General features: G+C 49.3%; 14 protein-coding genes. 7 read left to right on the top strand and 7 right to left on the bottom strand.

Annotation, left to right across the window (positions count from 1 at the left end; genetic code table 11):
* Nucleotides 1-25 precede the first annotated feature (25 nt).
* The 5 genes from HMPREF1492_RS02850 to HMPREF1492_RS02830 all read left to right on the top strand — a co-directional run bounded on the left by HMPREF1492_RS02850 (nt 26) and on the right by HMPREF1492_RS02830 (nt 6,152).
* Nucleotides 26-856: an ABC transporter ATP-binding protein gene (locus HMPREF1492_RS02850; protein WP_232215597.1), complete on the top strand. Its 831-nt coding sequence runs from the start codon at nt 26-28 to the stop codon at nt 854-856.
* A complete protein-coding gene (locus HMPREF1492_RS02845; RefSeq protein ID WP_035435713.1) occupies nt 846-2,951 on the top strand; it encodes an FtsX-like permease family protein in 2,106 nt (701 codons plus the stop codon). Before HMPREF1492_RS02850 ends, HMPREF1492_RS02845 begins: the two co-directional genes overlap by 11 nt.
* A 135-nt stretch (nt 2,952-3,086) precedes the next feature.
* On the top strand, nt 3,087-3,650 hold the full coding sequence (locus tag HMPREF1492_RS02840; RefSeq protein WP_035435711.1) for a PTS sugar transporter subunit IIA: 564 nt from the start codon (nt 3,087-3,089) through the stop codon (nt 3,648-3,650).
* Nucleotides 3,651-3,692: 42 nt separating this feature from the next.
* Nucleotides 3,693-4,754: a nucleoid-associated protein gene (locus HMPREF1492_RS02835; protein WP_035435709.1), complete on the top strand. Its 1,062-nt coding sequence runs from the start codon at nt 3,693-3,695 to the stop codon at nt 4,752-4,754.
* A 156-nt stretch (nt 4,755-4,910) separates the two neighbouring features.
* Nucleotides 4,911-6,152 carry a coiled-coil domain-containing protein gene (locus HMPREF1492_RS02830; protein WP_051479369.1) on the top strand — a complete coding sequence of 414 codons (1,242 nt, stop codon included), beginning with the start codon at nt 4,911-4,913 and terminating at the stop codon, nt 6,150-6,152.
* A gap of 370 nt (nt 6,153-6,522) precedes the next feature.
* Here the strand turns inward: HMPREF1492_RS02830 and HMPREF1492_RS02825 are convergent, their stop codons facing one another.
* From HMPREF1492_RS02825 to HMPREF1492_RS02805, 5 genes are read right to left on the bottom strand one after another with little or no spacing between them, the layout of a single operon-like run.
* Nucleotides 6,523-8,271, bottom strand: coding sequence for an ABC transporter ATP-binding protein (locus tag HMPREF1492_RS02825; protein WP_035435707.1), 1,749 nt, complete (start codon nt 8,269-8,271; stop codon nt 6,523-6,525).
* Entirely contained in the window at nt 8,259-10,046 is a 1,788-nt protein-coding gene (locus tag HMPREF1492_RS02820) for an ABC transporter ATP-binding protein (RefSeq protein ID WP_035434186.1), read from the bottom strand. Before HMPREF1492_RS02820 ends, HMPREF1492_RS02825 begins: the two co-directional genes overlap by 13 nt.
* A gap of 7 nt (nt 10,047-10,053) precedes the next feature.
* Nucleotides 10,054-11,535 carry an ABC transporter ATP-binding protein gene (locus HMPREF1492_RS02815; RefSeq protein WP_035435705.1) on the bottom strand — a complete coding sequence of 494 codons (1,482 nt, stop codon included), beginning with the start codon at nt 11,533-11,535 and terminating at the stop codon, nt 10,054-10,056.
* Nucleotides 11,532-12,239: an energy-coupling factor transporter transmembrane component T family protein gene (locus HMPREF1492_RS02810; protein ID WP_232215596.1), complete on the bottom strand. Its 708-nt coding sequence runs from the start codon at nt 12,237-12,239 to the stop codon at nt 11,532-11,534. Before HMPREF1492_RS02810 ends, HMPREF1492_RS02815 begins: the two co-directional genes overlap by 4 nt.
* Complete coding sequence (locus HMPREF1492_RS02805) at nt 12,236-12,859, bottom strand: MptD family putative ECF transporter S component (RefSeq protein ID WP_035426868.1); 624 nt, start codon at nt 12,857-12,859, stop codon at nt 12,236-12,238. The genes HMPREF1492_RS02810 and HMPREF1492_RS02805 overlap by 4 nt, the downstream gene beginning before the upstream one ends.
* A 204-nt stretch (nt 12,860-13,063) precedes the next feature.
* On the opposite strand from HMPREF1492_RS02805, the gene HMPREF1492_RS02800 reads away from it, so the two are divergent.
* Together HMPREF1492_RS02800 and HMPREF1492_RS02795 are read left to right on the top strand one after the other, a co-directional pair.
* On the top strand, nt 13,064-14,035 hold the full coding sequence (locus HMPREF1492_RS02800; RefSeq protein ID WP_035426867.1) for a helix-turn-helix domain-containing protein: 972 nt from the start codon (nt 13,064-13,066) through the stop codon (nt 14,033-14,035).
* 166 nt (nt 14,036-14,201) lie between these two features.
* Nucleotides 14,202-15,488, top strand: coding sequence for an ATP-binding protein (locus tag HMPREF1492_RS02795; protein WP_035426866.1), 1,287 nt, complete (start codon nt 14,202-14,204; stop codon nt 15,486-15,488).
* A gap of 226 nt (nt 15,489-15,714) precedes the next feature.
* Here HMPREF1492_RS02795 and HMPREF1492_RS07605 read toward each other — a convergent pair whose 3' ends face one another.
* Together HMPREF1492_RS07605 and HMPREF1492_RS07600 are read right to left on the bottom strand one after the other, a co-directional pair.
* Nucleotides 15,715-16,227: an IS30 family transposase gene (locus HMPREF1492_RS07605; protein ID WP_232215565.1), complete on the bottom strand. Its 513-nt coding sequence runs from the start codon at nt 16,225-16,227 to the stop codon at nt 15,715-15,717.
* A 94-nt stretch (nt 16,228-16,321) separates the two neighbouring features.
* A partial coding sequence (locus HMPREF1492_RS07600; RefSeq protein WP_232215570.1) for a helix-turn-helix domain-containing protein occupies nt 16,322-16,793 on the bottom strand: 472 nt, incomplete at its 5' end.

Here is a 16,793-nt window from a genome sequence, read left to right as displayed (position 1 = left end):
CTCGCTCCCAATGAAAGGACGCAACATGGCAGCTACTCAAGTAACTCCAACTCAGCCAACTGTTGTGGCTGGACAATCTTCAGCACTTACCCCTCACACTGTTTTGGTTTGTCAAAACCTTGAGAAGTACTATGGAACTCGTGGAAATATCACTAAGGCGCTGGACGGCATTAATCTTTCTGTAGCTCGCGGTGAGTTCATTGCCATCATGGGACCTTCTGGCTCTGGTAAAACCACGCTTTTGAACTGTATCTCTACCATTGACCAGGCATCTGCGGGCCACATCTTTATTGATGACCAAGAGCTTTCCAGACTGCGCGGTGCAGAGCTTTCTGCCTTTAGACGTGACCGCTTGGGCTTTATTTTCCAGGACGCCAACTTGCTTGATAGCCTTACTGCTCGCGAGAATATCGCGCTCTCACTAACCATTGGTCACGTCCGCGCTCAGGAAGTTTTGGAGCGCGTAGAAAACGTTGCCAAGCTGCTTCAGATTACTGAGGTGCTGGACAAGTTCCCTTACGAGATGTCCGGTGGTCAGCGTCAGCGCGTTGCTGCTGCTCGAGCAATTGTTACTAACCCTTCGCTTGTCCTTGCAGACGAGCCAACCGGCGCACTTGACTCAAAGAACGCCCGCACGCTGCTTGAAAGCCTTGAGAACCTCAATCGTAATGGCGCAACTATTGCTATGGTCACTCACGATTCATATGCAGCTTCTTACGCTCATCGCGTTATTTTCATTAAAGATGGTCGCATCTTTAACGAGATAGTTCGTGGCGAGAAACCCCGTAAGCAGTTCTTTGACCAGATCATGGATGTTGTTTCATTCCTGGGAGGGGAGGGTGCTGATGTACAGTAAAATCGCGCTTGGTAACGTCAAGAAATCACTGCGCGATTTCAGCATTTACTTTCTGACATTGGCAGTAGGCGTTGCACTGTTTTATTCCTTCAATTCAATTACTCAGCAATCCATGGTGTTGAATCTTTCTGAAGACCAGAGACGCATTGTTCAGCTCTTAAGTAACACCATCTCTGGAGTAAGCGTTTTTCTTGCTGTAATTATGGGATTTCTTGTTGTCTACGCTAATCAATTTCTGATTCGTCGTAGGAAAAAAGAATTTGGCATGTATCAGATACTGGGCATGACCAAGAGAAATGTCTCTAAGATTATGAGTATTGAGACACTGTTTGTTGGTTTTCTCGCCCTGGTAGTTGGACTTGTTGCAGGTATTTTTATCTCTCAATTTATGATGTTTGCAACGGCCCACATGTTCAACACGACTCTTGATTCATTTAAATTTGTGTTTTCGAAAGCTGCGTTGATTCAAACGGTTATTTACTTTGTAGTCATGTTTGTGGTTGCGCTGATTTTTAACGTCACCACGGTGTCCCGCTATAAGCTTATTGACCTTCTTAACGCAGACAAAGTAACTCAGACCGTCAAGGTAAGAAACCTTACCGTTTCAGTACTGCTCTTCTTGGCCTCTCTTGGAATCATTGCTTATTCCTATATCCTGCTTCAGCACAATGGTTTAAAACAGATAGATGACGAGTTTGCCATGGCTACTGCTTTGGTATCTGTGGGCACAGCACTCTTCTTCTTCTCAATCTCTGGTTTTTTGCTCAGATTTATGCAGATGCAGAAGGGCTTCTACTACAAGGGTCTTCATTCGTTCATCCTGCGCCAGTTTAATGCCCGCGTTAATACTGCTTGGGTTTCCATCTCTTTAGTCTGCGCCATGCTCTTTGTGGCAGTTTGTGGACTTGGTACGGGTTTCTCGCTTGTTGACTCTATGAACTCTAGCTTTTCTAAAATCAAAACGTACGATGTTTCTGTAGCAATCAATCCAGGCTCAGAGCGCAGTTATACCCCTGGTCCAGCGGACTCATATGATTACCTTTCTGTAGTGCAGAAACTTGATCCAGAGTGGGACAAGACTATCAAAAACGCTTTCCAGGTTGATACGTACTACGCTCAAGATGATCCAACAACACCAAGTTTCACGTATAGCTCTATTGATGCTGTAACAGGCAAGCGCTTTAGTGATTACTTTACCGGCTATAGTGGCCAGGAAGATCCTGCGCAGAAAAACGTAACTTTGATGCGAGCTTCTCAGTACAACAAACTGCGTGTTGCATCTGGTCTTGAGCCTGTTGACTTTGGTACTGACGGCTATATGGTTTGGACGCTTGATACTAATCTCACAAAATACTGGCAGGATTCTCTTGCTAATAATCCTGAACTCACCATTGAGGGTCACAAACTTCATGCTGTTGGTGGAACGCTTGATATTGCCCAAACACAAGGTGGACCTGCACTTATGCCAGCATTTGGAATTGTGGTTGTTGCTGATCAAAGCTTCCCTTCAAGCACCGTTTTGACCAACTCTTACATTTTGGGCAACTATCAAACCCCAGGCGATGCTTCTGAAGCTCAGTTCCAGAATCAGATTAAGCAGTACTTTGGCGATGGTGCCGTAACTGGTAGCGATTCCGATCCTTATTCTTTAATGCTTGTGGTCACCGCTTCCGAGTACATTCAATCGACTGCTGGATTCTCTGGTATTGTGACGTATCTAGCACTGTACATTGGCCTGGTTCTCTTCATTGCGTGCGCCGCTATACTGGCACTTCAGCAGCTCTCCGAGGCATCTGACAATGCTCGTGCCTACCAAGTTCTTGCAGAGCTTGGTGCCGAGAAGGGCCTTGCAAGTCGCGCACTCTTTGTTCAGATTGGTGTGTACTTCCTGTTCCCACTGCTTATGGCAGCTGCGCACGCAACATGCGCAATGTCTATTATGGTTTCTGTCATTAAGTCGATTGGCAACTTTGATGTAGCTAGCAGCATTGGTGGAGTGGTTGCAGTAGTAGCTGCTTTGTATGGCGGATACTTCCTGGTTACCTATTTTGCTGCACGTTCGATCATCTTTAGAGGTGCTAAGAGAATGCAATAGTCTGCATCGTCGTGTTGTAAATTCGTGAAAGAAGGACGGATGTTCCTCTGTGGGGCATTCGTCCTTCTCGCTTAGGTAAAATGGAAATGTTATGTCAGATGGTATCTGTGCAGAGCACATACTCAAGGAGGCATCATGGGTCTTTGGTCAAAGGTTAAAAATGTGTTTGTTCCTTCTAACGGAACAGAGCAGCCTCAGAAGGCTACATTTGCTACCAGGGAAGACACTATCTATGCACCGGTTTCTGGTGTCCTGGTAAGCGTACAAGAGGTTCACGATGAGGTAATCTCAAGCGGTCTCTTTGGCCAGGGCTATGGCATTTTGCCTGTTGGCCTTGATTGCGTCTATGCTCCTTGCAATGCTCGCGTTACCGCAACTAACGTAACCAATCACTCAATTGGCCTTACCACAGACACTGGTATTGAGATTTTGATTCACATTGGTGTTGGCACTATCGAGATGAACGGCAAGGGCTTTACCCGTTACGTTCACGCTAACGATGAGGTCAAGGCCGGTACTCCACTGATTTCATTTGATGCTGCTGCCATTGAAGAAGCAGGATATGAGAACGTTGTGGTTGTTACTGTTGTTAATGCAGATCAGTATGAGCGCATCGATCTGATTGGTGAGTCTGGAACGCTGATTGGTGGTCGTCCACTGGTTAAGATTGGCGATCCTCTGATGTGCGTCAAGCACTAGGGTTTCTCGCCAGCAAAACATCTGCAATAAACGAGGTTTTACATGCTTAGAGTTACTAAGGCAATTCTTCACGTCTTTGATTTTGAGACGGGAACTAAATACTTCTCTCAATCTACTTTGGATTTAGAGGATCGTCAGACAAAGTCATACGTACAGCGTAGACTGCGTAAAATTACGGCAAATCCAGAGTCTAGACATGGAGAGTTTGCTCCTACCAGTAACTTTGCTGGAGGTCTTCAGGAGTATGCCCACGGAGACGTTGAGTTTGTAGAGTTTTCTCACCAGATTGCTCAGTGGTTCTGGGAAGAGCTTCGTCGTGCAGATGACGTTGAGCAGTGTGATCTTCTTGTAGCGGACTACATTGATACCGATGCCGGCCAGGCGCTTGCCAGTGCTGCTGCAGACGATGAGGACGCTCAGGCTGAGGCATTTGAGGGCGAGGGAAGACATCTTTTTGCCATTGTGCTTCTTCCGCGCAAGCAGGCCTTTATTCATGACGTCAACGGCTCTGCAAATGAGATTTTGCGCCAAGATGCAACACTGCCTTCTCCTACGCAAAAAGTTGATTCGTATGCAGTCATTGATCTGGATACTGGTGCTATTGATTTTCATGATCATGATCGCTCTGTAGCGGGAGAGGGAAAGTTCATCATCCCAGAACTCTTCCTTGAGTGCTCATCGGAGGCTTCTAGTCATGAAGTTATTGGCGAGGTAACTGTTATTGTTCAAGACTTGGCAGAAGAGTATGGACTTGAGCCTGCTGTTGAGGTGTCTCGTGCTAAGGCTGCCGTTGCAGAAGCAGCAGAGGCAGAAGAGGTAGTAGACCCTATCAAGGTTGGTAAGCGTATCTTTGAGGAGCGTCCTGAGATTCAGGAAAAGTACGAAGCTCAGGTGGCAAGTAGAGAGCTCCCCGAAGAAGTTCCTGTTAAACGCGGTGTTGCTAACAGAATTGCAAAGAATCATAAAATCCGCACTGATACGGGAATTGAGATTTCATTCCCTTCAAACCTAACGGATCGTCCAGGTTACTTAGAATTTTCTCACGAGTCTGATGGCAGGATTACCATTTCAATAAAAAATGTTGCACATATTGAAAACCGCTAAATCCTACCGTTGACCTCACAATTTAGAGCCAAAACTCCCCGAAATTTGTTTTGGGGAGTTTGTAAATTACGTATCTTTTTGAATATCATCGTGTATCTCGGGTAGAATAGTCTCTCAAAGGTCACACCATACTACTAAACGTTCTAGGAGACCCTTATGAGTTTAAAGAAACAGCAAAGCACAACCATTGAGGAGCAGAGCGCTGCTCTTTTCAATCGTCGTGATGCTCTTAAGATTTTTGCCGGCATGGGCATTGCTGCCGCTGCCGTTACTGCATCTCTGATTAACACCCGTCCTGCTTTTGGTGTTACCCAGGCTCAGATTGATGCTGCTCGTAGCGATTACGATGCTGCTCAGAAGCTGCTCGATGAGATTTCTAATGAGGTCTCTAGCATGCAAGCAAGCCTCAATGACACTAACTCTCAGATTGGCGCTATTTCTGATCAGATTGCAGATAAGCAGAATCAGATTGATGCTAAGCAGAAAGAGATTTCTGAAAAGGAAACTCAGATTGCCGAGAAGAGAAAAGAACTTGGCGCTCGTATGTCCAGCAACTACAAGGCTGGCCCAGCTGGTGCTTTGGAGATGATTCTTTCTTCTGCAAGCTTTGAGGAGCTCACTTCTAATATTTACTACCTCGATAAGATTTCTGAGTCCGATCAGAAGATGATTGAGGAAGTTAAGAATCTGAAGGCTGCTCTTGAGTCTGATAAGGCTGCTCTTCAGTCCGAGAAGACCGAGCTAGAGAATAAGAAGGCTGAACTTGAGAATCTCCGTGCTTCTCAGGAGTCTCAGCTTAATGATATTTCTGCTCGTCAGGCGGACGCTGCAAACGTTGTTGCAAATCTTGATGACAATGTTAAAGCGCTTATCGCTCAGCGTGATTCTGAACTTCTTGCCGCTCAGCAGGAGGCAGAGCGTGTTGCTGCTCAACGTGCTGCTGCATCAAGCGACAGCGGTGGTGGTAGTAGCTACTCTGGTGGCGGTGGCGGAGGAGGAACCTCTTCTGCTGGTTCCGGTTCTGCTGCTGCAGTTGTTAATGCTGCAGGCTATACCGGATCTACCGGTGCTGGCTTCTGTGCTGCTTGGGTTTCTAATGTCTTCTCAAACGCAGGTGTTGGCACCTTCTATGGCAACGCTTGTGATATGTACTATTCCTGGTGCTACTCTACTGATCAGAGCGCTATTGAGCCTGGCATGATTATTGCTGTTCCAACCCTTGGTGGTTCTGCTGCAGCTCTGATTTACGGCCACGTTGGCATTTACATTGGTGGCGGCATGGTCAGGCACTGCCTCTCTGGTATTGTAAGAAGCCAGAGCTTGAGTTCTTGGATTTCTCAGCTTGGTGCTTTGAGTACTCCAAGGTGGGGCTGGCTTGGCGGCGTTGTCCTAAGCTAAGGTATTGGCCCTTCATAACTTGTTACGTAAAAGAGCTTGGTTGCATGCAACCAAGCTCTTTTTTGATATCTCTTTGGCGCAAAAAAGCAGGGTAAAAACCTTGAAAAGCTTGAGAAAATTCTTGAGAAGCTTGTATGTAGAGAAGAACTTCCAAAATTTCACTACGTACGGCACATGATGATGCTTTCTCAATGCACCTTAAGGCGTCAGCCATGGTAATGTACTGGGTTGAAACCTTGTGCGAATGGTCTCGCCGTGGAGGTGCCAAAGCAGACCGTGCACTCTTACAGACAGTTGCTGGAGAGACGGATGCGGCAATTGCCACTGTGACGAAAAGTTATAAGTGACAATAGAGTTGTAGCCATGAAGTTTAAGAGCGTATGATACGCCATCCAGCAGCTTCCCGGCGCATCTCGATAAAGCGCCGGTAGATACCAGCCTCCTTCATTAGCTCATTATGTGTACCACGCTGAACGATGCGCCCGCCGTCGATCACAAGGATCTGGTCAGCATCGCGCACCGTGTTCAGGCGATGTGCAATGGTAACAAGGGTCTTTCCTCGTGTCAGTTCCGTTACTGCCTGCATAAGCAGGTGCTCGTTTTCCGGGTCGACCGAGCTCGTAGCCTCGTCAAGGATGACGATCGGCGCATCCTTCATGATGGCGCGTGCAATGGATACTCTCTGGCGCTCTCCACCGGAAAGGTTTGCCCCACCTTCCTCAAGCACCGTGTCGTAGCCGTCAGGAAGTTCCATAATGAAATCATGGCAGCGTGCGCGTTTTGCTGCGGCGATGACCTCTTCGCGCGGTGCATCGGGGCGACCAAAGCGAATGTTATTCTCGACGGTGTCATTGAACAGGTATACGCTCTGGAACACCATCGATATGTTTGCAAGCAGGCTTTCCGCCGTTCCCTCGCGGACATCAATGCCGCCGATGGTAACGTGACCCTTATCGACATCCCAAAAGCGCGCAAGCAGATTCACCAGCGTCGTTTTACCCGAGCCGCTCGGGCCGACGAGTGCGCAGGTTGAGCCTTCGGGAATAAAAAGCGTTACTCCGTCTATGACACGACGACCGTCTCCGTAGCCGAATGAGACATCTTCCATGGCCAGGGCAAATCCGTCGGGTGAGAGCGTCTCATCCGTAAGGTCTTGCTTTGGCACTGAACATACCTCGTCAATGCGGTTAAGCTCTCCTTCGATCTTCTTGGTGAGAAACGCACTGTTGTTCGCGCTGATAAGCTCTCCGTAGATCATAAAAGCGGCAACCAGCAGCGTGAGCGCCCATGAGAGAGACAGAGCGCCTGTCAGATATAGTGCGCATGCGGCGAGAAGAACTCCGCAGCTTGCAAGGTTGAACACGAGCGCATAGAGCTTGAGGATACCTTGTGCCGCCTGCTCTTGATCGTAATCTGCCTGGCGTTTCCGCTCAAAGGATGCCTTTGCTGCGGCAAGTGCGTCATCGGGTGTCGCGAATGCCCGCAATACAGCCATGCCGCAGACGTATTCGATCACCTTGTCAGTCATTTCCTCCTGTGCGGCAGTGACCTCCCGTGTGACGGCGGTCGAGCGTCTTCTCAGCCAATCCAAAACAATAAGGCCTACGGCAATGCCGACAAAGGTAATGAAGGCAACCGGTGGCGCTTGAAACAGGAAGAACAGACTCATGATCACTGCCATGGCTACGCCGCCCGAGAGTCCCGTGAGACAGATGGTCATGAACTCTTCGAGTTGGTGCACCGTGGTAGTGAGTGTGGTGGTTATCGCCGAGAGACGCTGCTCTGAGAAGTAGCCCATGGGAGCGCCTTTTAAGCGGTCGCCCACCCGTAGCCGCAGATCACGAAAGATGTGGAACCCCTCGGCGTCCATCTGTATGTCCACGAGATATTGGAAGGCAAACTGACCCGCTACGCTGATGGCGAGGATCCCTAAACATTGTAGGGCAACTCCTGCGCTCAGGTGACTTCGCATCTCAAGGGCCCACCATACCGCTATGAGCATTCCGGACATGAAGAACGCTTTAATGACATTACAGACCATGCCTGCCATGAGGCTGCGGCGTGATGCCGGTGAGAAGCTTCCGGCCAAGTCAAGGATGCGTTTCATTATTGCAAACATGAGGGTTCCTCTTCTGCGTTGACGGTAGAGCTCATATGTTCTTTCCACATGCGAGCATACAAAGGACAGGTTTTCAGCAATTCACCGTGACGTCCGCGCGCAACGATGCGTCCGCCGTCCATGACGAGGATCTGGTCGGCGCCTGTGATCGTTGATAGGCGGTGGGCGATAGTAACAAGTGTTTTTCCTGCTACAAGCTTGCTCAAGGCTCGCTCTACCAGAGCTTCGTTTTCAGGATCGGCATAGGCAGTGGCCTCATCAAGAATGACGATGGAAGCATCTTTTAAGATGGCGCGGGCAATGGTGATGCGTTGGCGCTCGCCGCCGGAAAGCCTTGCACCTGCCTCACCGGCAGGAGTGCGATACCCTTGAGGAAGCCGGCTGATGAACTCATGAGCGCCGGCTGCACGTGCAGCAGTCTCGACCTCTTCATCGGTTGCATCCGGCATGCCCATGCGGATGTTGTCGGCGATGGTCCTATCAAACAAAAACGTGTCCTGTGCCACATACGAGACGTGCTCCATAAGCTGCTCGAAGGGAATGTCTCGCACATCGGTACCGCCGAATGAAATGCATCCGGAACGTACATCCCAGAAACCGGCCATAAGCTTAGCTACCGTTGATTTGCCCGATCCGCTGGGTCCTACGATAGCCGTGATCTGCCCCGGCTCCGTCTTAAAGTTGATATCGTGCAACACCTCCGTACCCTCATGATAAGAAAAAGAGACGTTCTCAAAAGTGAATGACTTGCCGTCAAGCATTACGCGCTCACTTGGCCGTGAGAGCTCAGGCTCTCCTAAAAAGTCCCAGACTACGTTCAGGCAGGTATCCATACGTGAAATTTGGCCTGCCGCCTGGGAGAACTTGAGTATTCCTCCGATGAATCCCAATGGGATGGTGATGCACACCATGAAGGCAGGTAATGTGATCCGTCCGACCGAAAGCAGCCAAACGCCGAGCGGTAGCGAGAAGAGCAGCGTACAGGGGACGATAGCCCGTATCGCCGCCATCCATATCCAGCTTTGGTGAAACCATGCAAGCGTGGAGTCGTGATATTCGGCTACCGCCTCGGAAAACGAGCCGTATGAGGATGCGGTGCGTCCGAACGCTTTGATCACCTGGATACCGTTGACATACTCTACCAGCGTTGAGTTCATCCGCTGTTCGCTCGCAATATAGCGGGCCATTTTGGGCTTATAGTCCCGCATCATGCCAAGATAGAAGAGCAGGCATAAGGGGATCGTGGCAATCCCGGCAAGTCCCATACGCCAGTTGATGGCGAATACGATGATCATTGCCAAAAGCGGCGCAAATACCGTGCTTGGAAGCTCGGGCATGAAGTGCGCAATGGCGTCCTCAAGTTGGTTCACGTTGTCTACGAACCGGTTCTTGAACGTGCCCGTCGGCGTGTCGACGATGGTCCCCATGGGCACACGAGCCATCTTCTCTGCCATCTGCTCACGCATGGTGCGTAGAGCCTTGAAGGCGATCCCGTGGCTGATCATGGAAGAGCGCCAGGTGAACAGGAACTTTGCAATCTGGGCCGCTGCTGCTGCGGCTGATAGGAGAGCAGCTGACTCAAGCGTGAGCGTCCCTTCCGCTAATCCCGCGGCAAGTAAGGCAACGACAATATAAGGAACCATGCCTGCCGCCTCGCCTATGCATGCTAGAAGAAGCGAGAAGAGCATTCGATTCCTGTCGGGCCGCATAAAATAGAAAAGCTTTGAAAATGCACTGGGACGTGCCGTCCGGTCTTTTGGCGTAATGTGACTCATGGAGACATCAACCTCTTTTCTGCAATGACAAGTCAACGATGTAATCGCCTGCCAGTTGCGCCAACAGTTCGTCGTGCGTTATAACCACAACTGCTTTTTTCTCGGATGCAAGTTTGCGGCACCAATGCACCACCTCGTGCATCCCGTGTCCGTCAAGTCCGCTTGTGGGCTCGTCAAGTACAATAAGCTCGGCATCTGAGCAGTATGCCGTTGCAAGTATGACGCGCTGCTTCTGCCCGCCGGAAAGACTGGCCGGATGTCGGTCGGCCAAATCCGTCAGACCAAAAGCTGTCAGTGCCTCCCAGGCGCGTGCCTTGAGTGCATCATCCACCTGTCGGCCAAGCACCACTTCGTCCGCTACGCTGCCGGCATACAGCTGATAGTCAACGTCCTGCATGACAAAGTAGCTGAGGAGGCGGCGTTCTTTACGGGAAAGATGTTTCCCGTTTCTGGCGACGATGCCTCTCTGCTCTCGAGCGGCTCCTACAAGGACTTTTGCGAGCGTAGTTTTGCCTGTTCCGTTTTCACCACATATGACCGTTACGGATCCGAATGGAAATTCAGCGGTAATGCCCTTGATTCCGCGTTTTGTTGAAGGGTATAGATAGGTCACATCTGTCATGTGCCAACCGTCCGCATCCTTTGCGGGATAGGATTTGATTTCAGAGTCGGATTTCATGTCGGGGTGTCGAAGCCCAAACTTTGCCGTTTCGTGTTCGGAAAGAGACGTGAACTTCTCGACATCCCACCGAGCGGCTATGCGTCCTTCCTGAAGATATACAAACTCATCGGCTACAGGCAAAAATTGATGGAGTCTATGCTCGGAGATGATCAGCGCCACGCCGTTTCTTTTAAGCTCTCCGAGGATCTTGATAAGCGACTGAGACCCCTCTGCATCCAAATTTGAAGTGGGTTCGTCAAGTATCAGGATCTGCGGACGGTTGGCTATTGCAGCCGCAAGAGCGACGCGCTGTTTTTGTCCGCTTGAGAGCTCGGTGAGCTTCTCGGCAAGAAGTCGGCTGACACCGCTGAGTGTTGCCGCCTCTTGGACAAACTTGATCGTATCTGAGGGATCAGTACCCAAATTTTCCAGGGAAAATGCAATTTCGTCGCCTACCGTCCCCATGAAGAATTGACTTCTCGGATCTTGTGTGACTACGCCTATGCTTTTCGTGCGATTGCGCGGGGACAGATCAAACACGTCCGTTCCGTGTACAAGGACCACTCCGCTCTTCTCGCCGGGAAAGAAGGTTCCTGCGAGGCCGTCGATCAGGCGCAGAACCGTTGATTTTCCGCTGCCGGAGCGTCCGCAGAGCACGGTGCATGAGCCTGCCGGGATGTTGAGGCAGATATCCTGTACACAGCTTTCCGTAGATTCGTATCTGCCGGCTGATACCTCACTATCAGCTGATGTTTCATCTGAAAGCTCAGACTCGTCGAGGTAGTAAAACGAAACGTTCTTCAAAGCGACGGTTTCCGTACCTCTCACAAAACCGCCTCCAACGCATATATGCCGGCGACGGCTGCAGTTACAACAAGAGCGCACATTGCGTCGCGCAAGGTGAATCCCACGTGATATACCGACGTTCGTCCTGTACCTATCCCAATCCCTCGCAGTTCGGCCGATGCGGCGAGTTCGTTTGAGAGTCTCAGCGAGCGCATGACAAGCGGCGTGTAAAAGCATTCGTATGCGAGTGCGGGGTGTCTCACAATACCCAGTAAGCTGGGGAAGATACCCCGCATGCGGATTCCGCGAAGTATTGAGCGCATCTCAAACGGAAGGATCGAGGCAAATCTGAATATCATGCAGATCCCAACGAGGAATTTTTGCGGGAGATGCCACCGGTCGAGTGCGCACATGATCGCCGAAGGAGAAAGCGAGAAGAACGCGCAGCCGGTCGTAAACGGGGGAATCATGTGCAGCATGCTTACAAAAAGAACTCCGTACAGCCCTGGGAGGGGAAGAAAGCTCAGGCCGCATATGACTGTGAAGCTCACACAGGTCCTTGTCGCACTTCTCGTCCGTCCGTTTGCGGCGAGATAAGCTGTAGCGAATGCCTGTAAAAGCACCGTCTCAAGGAGGTTCACTATCAGCATGGATACGATCCCCACAAGAAAGAACGACAACAGATGTGTTCTTGGATCAAGGCCGAGAAGACCGCACTTGATGTCCGTCTCTTCCATGTCGTTCATGCGATTTTCGCTTTACGGACGTGTTTTTTCAAGAATTTTGATCCAATAAGGCCGCCAACGATCGTTCCCGCTGCAAACAAAGCCATCATCAGAAGGATCCAGGGGAGTTCGGTATATTGGGCGATCATCGCGGTAACGTCGGCGGCATTGTAGTAGGTTTCCAACTGTTTCATGTAGGCTTCTCTGAACAGTACATACGGTATGATTCCATAAAAACCAAACGTCACCCAATAGACGATATAGCCGCCGATGACGCGTTTGATATCGTGATAAGAATCTTTACCCCACATAACCAGCTCGCCTATGACTGCGCCCACAATAGCGACCGGTGCACAGTAGGGTCCGCCCATGAAGGTGTAGAGGACACCAAATATGAGGATCGATCCGGAAAGTACGCCACGTTTGCCGATGCGATCGGCCATGACGAGATAGAACGGTGTTGCCAGTAACGGAAACAGCCATGATCCGACGAAGAACGTATTTTGTGGTGCCAACAGCATGTCTTCGACTACTTTTGCCACCGTGATAAGTATCATGATGATGAGATTGAATATTACAAATGTAAGGACGTCGCGCATGACCCACCTGGTATTTTTGGAGCTTTCAACTTCTGCTTTCATAGATGATCCTCCTTACTGTCGACTCTTTATATCGATGCACATCGATCGATTCGCCGATCAATTGTTAGCTATAGGAAACTCTGCTTTATAATGGATAAACAGCATGTTCCTGACAACTGCATTGATGAGATGCGTCCCTATACGGAATGAGAAGGCCTGATCAAGGAAGAAGCCTGGGAACCGGACGAGCGGAAAGGAAGGAAGATGAAAAGTATTGAGACAGATCTTTACCGTGGGGCGTTTCAGGGATGGGATCTCAAGCCTTTGAAGGAAGTTCGTGGTTATGGCCCTGAAGGCGTCCTACACACCTTTGAAAATGAGCTGGGATCCGGTGAGTACTGGGCGTACTTTCGCGGAAGTCTTTTTGCCGTGAATGCATTCAGGATGAACTTTGCAAAAAGCGGGATCATGCGGTACCGCTGTACCGAGCACATCTGCCTGGGATGCTACGATGATGTCAAGGGTATGGTGCAACGTCAGGGTGCACCGCTCGCTCCGGGGGCCATCATGGTATATCTTGGGGGTGAGAATGAAGAATATGAGATGCGATTCTCAAAAGGGGCCGTAGCAAGGGCTTCGTCTATCACTATTTCTCCCGACTACTATCGGGATTATCTACAAAGCAGGTTTGGGGATATCAGAGATGTCCGGGAAGCCTTTATCAAAGTTGACGGAAAACATGATCTTCCCGAACTTGTCGATCTGCTCCGCAAGGCACGTGCGTATCAGGGCAAGGGAATTGCCGCGGTGCTGTTCTATGAGGGCGTGATTGCAGAGGCTGTCGCTCTTGTTATGGAATACGCTACCCGAGAAGATGGAAGCGAAGAACATAAGGCTCTGTCTCAGGATGATACACGCGCTATCTGCCATATCAGTGCCTACATTGCCGACAACCTGAGTGGAGACCTCTCCTGTGCACGGCTTGCCTCAGAGCTGTACATCGGGCAAACCAAGCTGAAAAGGCTGTTCAAAACCGCGACGGGGCTTTCACCTTCTGCGTATGTCATACGGGAACGAATGGAAGAGGCTGTTCGGCTGCTCAAGGAAACCGATCTTCCGATTGCAAGCGTCGGTAAGGCGGTCGGTTACCGCAAACCGGGTGCGTTCACGGAAGCATTTCGAAGGAACAAGGGCTTCTCGCCGGTGGACTTTAGAAAGAGCAATGGTGTTCAGTGAACCTTCACTGCGGTTAATCCTTCGAAAATCATCAATGTAATGGCTCGAAAAACATAGTTGAGTTAGCTCGAAAATCATAAATAGAAATCCTCGAAAATCATCAATGAAGAGTTGAATTTGTGCTATCATCAGGCATTACAATAGTTCTTACGAGGAAGGGGGTCTTATGAGATATTCAAAGTTTAAGCCGGAAACATACATTCCTCGTATTATTGATTCACAGGTGCAGGTCCTTCTGGATACCTTTGGTGGTATAGAACTTTGTGGTCCTCGTTGGTCGGGGAAATCCTGGACGGCACAGTCATTTGGCGAGAGTGTGACACGTGTGGATGAATCCGAACAGATCTATATGGATGATCCACAGCTTGCTCTTGTTGGTGATACCCCTCATGTTATTGACGAGTGGCAAGATATACCTGCTATATGGAATATTGTACGTCATAGGATTGATGATAGTGCAAATAAGCCGGGACAGTTTATTTTGACAGGCTCCTCCACCCCTCCCGAGGATGAAAAAAGACATAGTGGAGCAGGACGCATTGCACGGTTGCGTATGCATACTATGAGTCTTGCAGAGACTGGAGATTCTACGGGAGCAGTATCTCTTTTGGGACTCTTTGAAGATTCCTTCCAGCCGGCGCAATCTCATATTGATCTCGCCGATTTAGCCAATATTGTATGCCGCGGTGGGTGGCCGGCTCTTCAAACAAAAAAATTGGCGGATCCAAGGGCCGTTACCGATGAATATCTTAATGCACTTTTTGATGTAAGCATGCCTCGCGCGGGGAAAAGTCCACTTCTGTCCCGCCGCATAGCTGCATCTCTTGCACGAAATGTAGCAACGAGTGCAACGCTGGGTACCATGAGAGATGATATTGCTGCCTTTGACAATATAGCTCCGGTGGATGGGACCATATCCTCATACCTTGAAGAGTTTAGACGCAACTATTTTATTGAGGAGCTCTCGGGCTGGGATGCGCCAATCAGGTCAAAGTCAAGGCTGCGCACGAAACCAAAACGATATTTCTGCGATACGTCTCTCGTGGCCAGTTTATTAGGTGTCGACTCTTCACGCTTACTTAAAGACGGACAGCTTTTTGGTTTATTGATTGAGTCACTCTGCATTCATGATTTGTCCGTTTACGTTTCCGCTTTGCCTAAGTCGTATGGGGGATCTTTACGATATTATGCGGACGCCGATGGGCTTGAGGTTGACGCCATTATTGAATTGACAGATGGTCGATGGGCAGCCATTGAAATCAAGATGGGGGAATCTAAAGTAGAAGATGCGGCTGCGAATCTCATAAGAGTTGCGAGAAAGGTGGCTGCTAATCCTGCAGCAAGAAATCCTAAGCCTAGCTTTATGGCTGTGCTGCTCGGTAAAGGGACGATGGCGCGTAGACGGCGCTCGGATGGGATATATGTTATTCCGATCGATACCTTGGGGGCATAAGAGATTGTGGAGAGGAATATTCGAGTAAAGTGCATTTAAACTCCAACTTCTCCATCTTACGTGTGTCCTTCAACTGATTCTAAATAAAGCTGTCTTGTATATAATGAAATTCATGCGACACTTGCTTGACCCTTCTATACGGGATACGAATCGGAGAAGATGTGACACTCTTTGGAAAATCAGTTTCTAAATAACTGTCCGATAAGGGCTTTTCGCTCTTGAATTCTCAAAGCAAGTGCAACGTTTGGTGATGGTAAACTTCCCAAGGGCACTTCCAACCCAGTCGCTTACGTGGCCTCAGATTGAGCTCATTATATACTGCCTCAATCTCTCTATCACTAATCGATGAGAGGTCTGTACCTTTTGGAAAATACTCTCTTATGAGACCGTTGGTATTTTCATTGGTACCTCTTTGCCAGGGATGATGTGGAAGACAGAAGTAGATACTTACTCCAATAGCTTCTTGAAGTTCTGCTGCTCGAGCAAACTCAGATCCACGATCAAGCGTTATGGTTTTTACTACCTCACCTCTCAAAGCTTGCTGTATAGCTACATTGACATCAGCACTAGACCCTGATGCAGCTTTGCCACCAACAAGGTAGCCGCTCATACGGTCAACTTGTGTGACCAGGCGTGGCCCTTTGGCCTTACCGATGACGGTATCACCTTCCCAGTCTCCAATGCGTTGGCGATCTGCAACCTCTTTTGGTCTTTCGACAAGTTCATGAGTTATCCGTATTTTTCCTCTGCGCTCTATGAGGTGTTTTGTATGCCGTCGTTTACCTCGGTGTCTAAGTCTCTACGTACAGACTGTACACCTGGAAGTTCACAGTCTAGTTTTCCGAGTGTATGGCTCTATATATAGTGCTACAGCTGACAGGAGCGTAGGAAAGTTCTAAGTGTAGTCTGCCTGCAATCTGCTCAGGTGAGAAGTGGCGACTACAGATAAGAAAGACAATACGTGCACGAAGGCTTGGATCATCGAGTAGGGTGCGTTTCTTGCAAGCCTGGCGTCGAACATCGGTTTTTCTCTGAGCAGTCGAGGCTCTATAGCACAGATGCGCCACTCCAATGATTGTCCAACCGTTTCTTTTAATCTCTCGTGAAATACTTGATTTGTTTCGTCCGAGCTTACGAGCAATCTGGCTTATACTTTCATGATTTTTCCACCAGACCATAATGTCTTCGCGCTCTTCAATGCTAAGATGGCTATAGTGACCCATGGAAATCCTTTCAATGATCGTTGTCGTAAGCGCCATTGTAGACCCATGGGTCACTACCTTGTCTTTTGTTGTTGCACTAGCA

It is taken from the genome of Atopobium sp. BS2, from assembly GCF_000565075.1.
Lineage (GTDB): Bacteria > Actinomycetota > Coriobacteriia > Coriobacteriales > Atopobiaceae > Lancefieldella.
The sequence above is the reverse complement of the archived record's forward strand: the minus strand, read 5'-3'. Positions and strand labels throughout refer to the sequence as shown.

Coding starts and splice junctions, on each gene's coding strand:
- HMPREF1492_RS02820 (WP_035434186.1), bottom strand. CDS start 10,046: ATGAGTCACATTACGCCAAAAGACCGGACGGCACGTCCCAGTGCATTT.
- HMPREF1492_RS02850 (WP_232215597.1), top strand. CDS start 26: ATGGCAGCTACTCAAGTAACTCCAACTCAGCCAACTGTTGTGGCTGGA.
- HMPREF1492_RS02825 (WP_035435707.1), bottom strand. CDS start 8,271: ATGTTTGCAATAATGAAACGCATCCTTGACTTGGCCGGAAGCTTCTCA.
- HMPREF1492_RS02845 (WP_035435713.1), top strand. CDS start 846: ATGTACAGTAAAATCGCGCTTGGTAACGTCAAGAAATCACTGCGCGAT.
- HMPREF1492_RS02805 (WP_035426868.1), bottom strand. CDS start 12,859: ATGAAAGCAGAAGTTGAAAGCTCCAAAAATACCAGGTGGGTCATGCGC.
- HMPREF1492_RS02795 (WP_035426866.1), top strand. CDS start 14,202: ATGAGATATTCAAAGTTTAAGCCGGAAACATACATTCCTCGTATTATT.
- HMPREF1492_RS02840 (WP_035435711.1), top strand. CDS start 3,087: ATGGGTCTTTGGTCAAAGGTTAAAAATGTGTTTGTTCCTTCTAACGGA.
- HMPREF1492_RS02835 (WP_035435709.1), top strand. CDS start 3,693: ATGCTTAGAGTTACTAAGGCAATTCTTCACGTCTTTGATTTTGAGACG.
- HMPREF1492_RS02830 (WP_051479369.1), top strand. CDS start 4,911: ATGAGTTTAAAGAAACAGCAAAGCACAACCATTGAGGAGCAGAGCGCT.
- HMPREF1492_RS02800 (WP_035426867.1), top strand. CDS start 13,064: ATGAAAAGTATTGAGACAGATCTTTACCGTGGGGCGTTTCAGGGATGG.
- HMPREF1492_RS02810 (WP_232215596.1), bottom strand. CDS start 12,239: ATGAACGACATGGAAGAGACGGACATCAAGTGCGGTCTTCTCGGCCTT.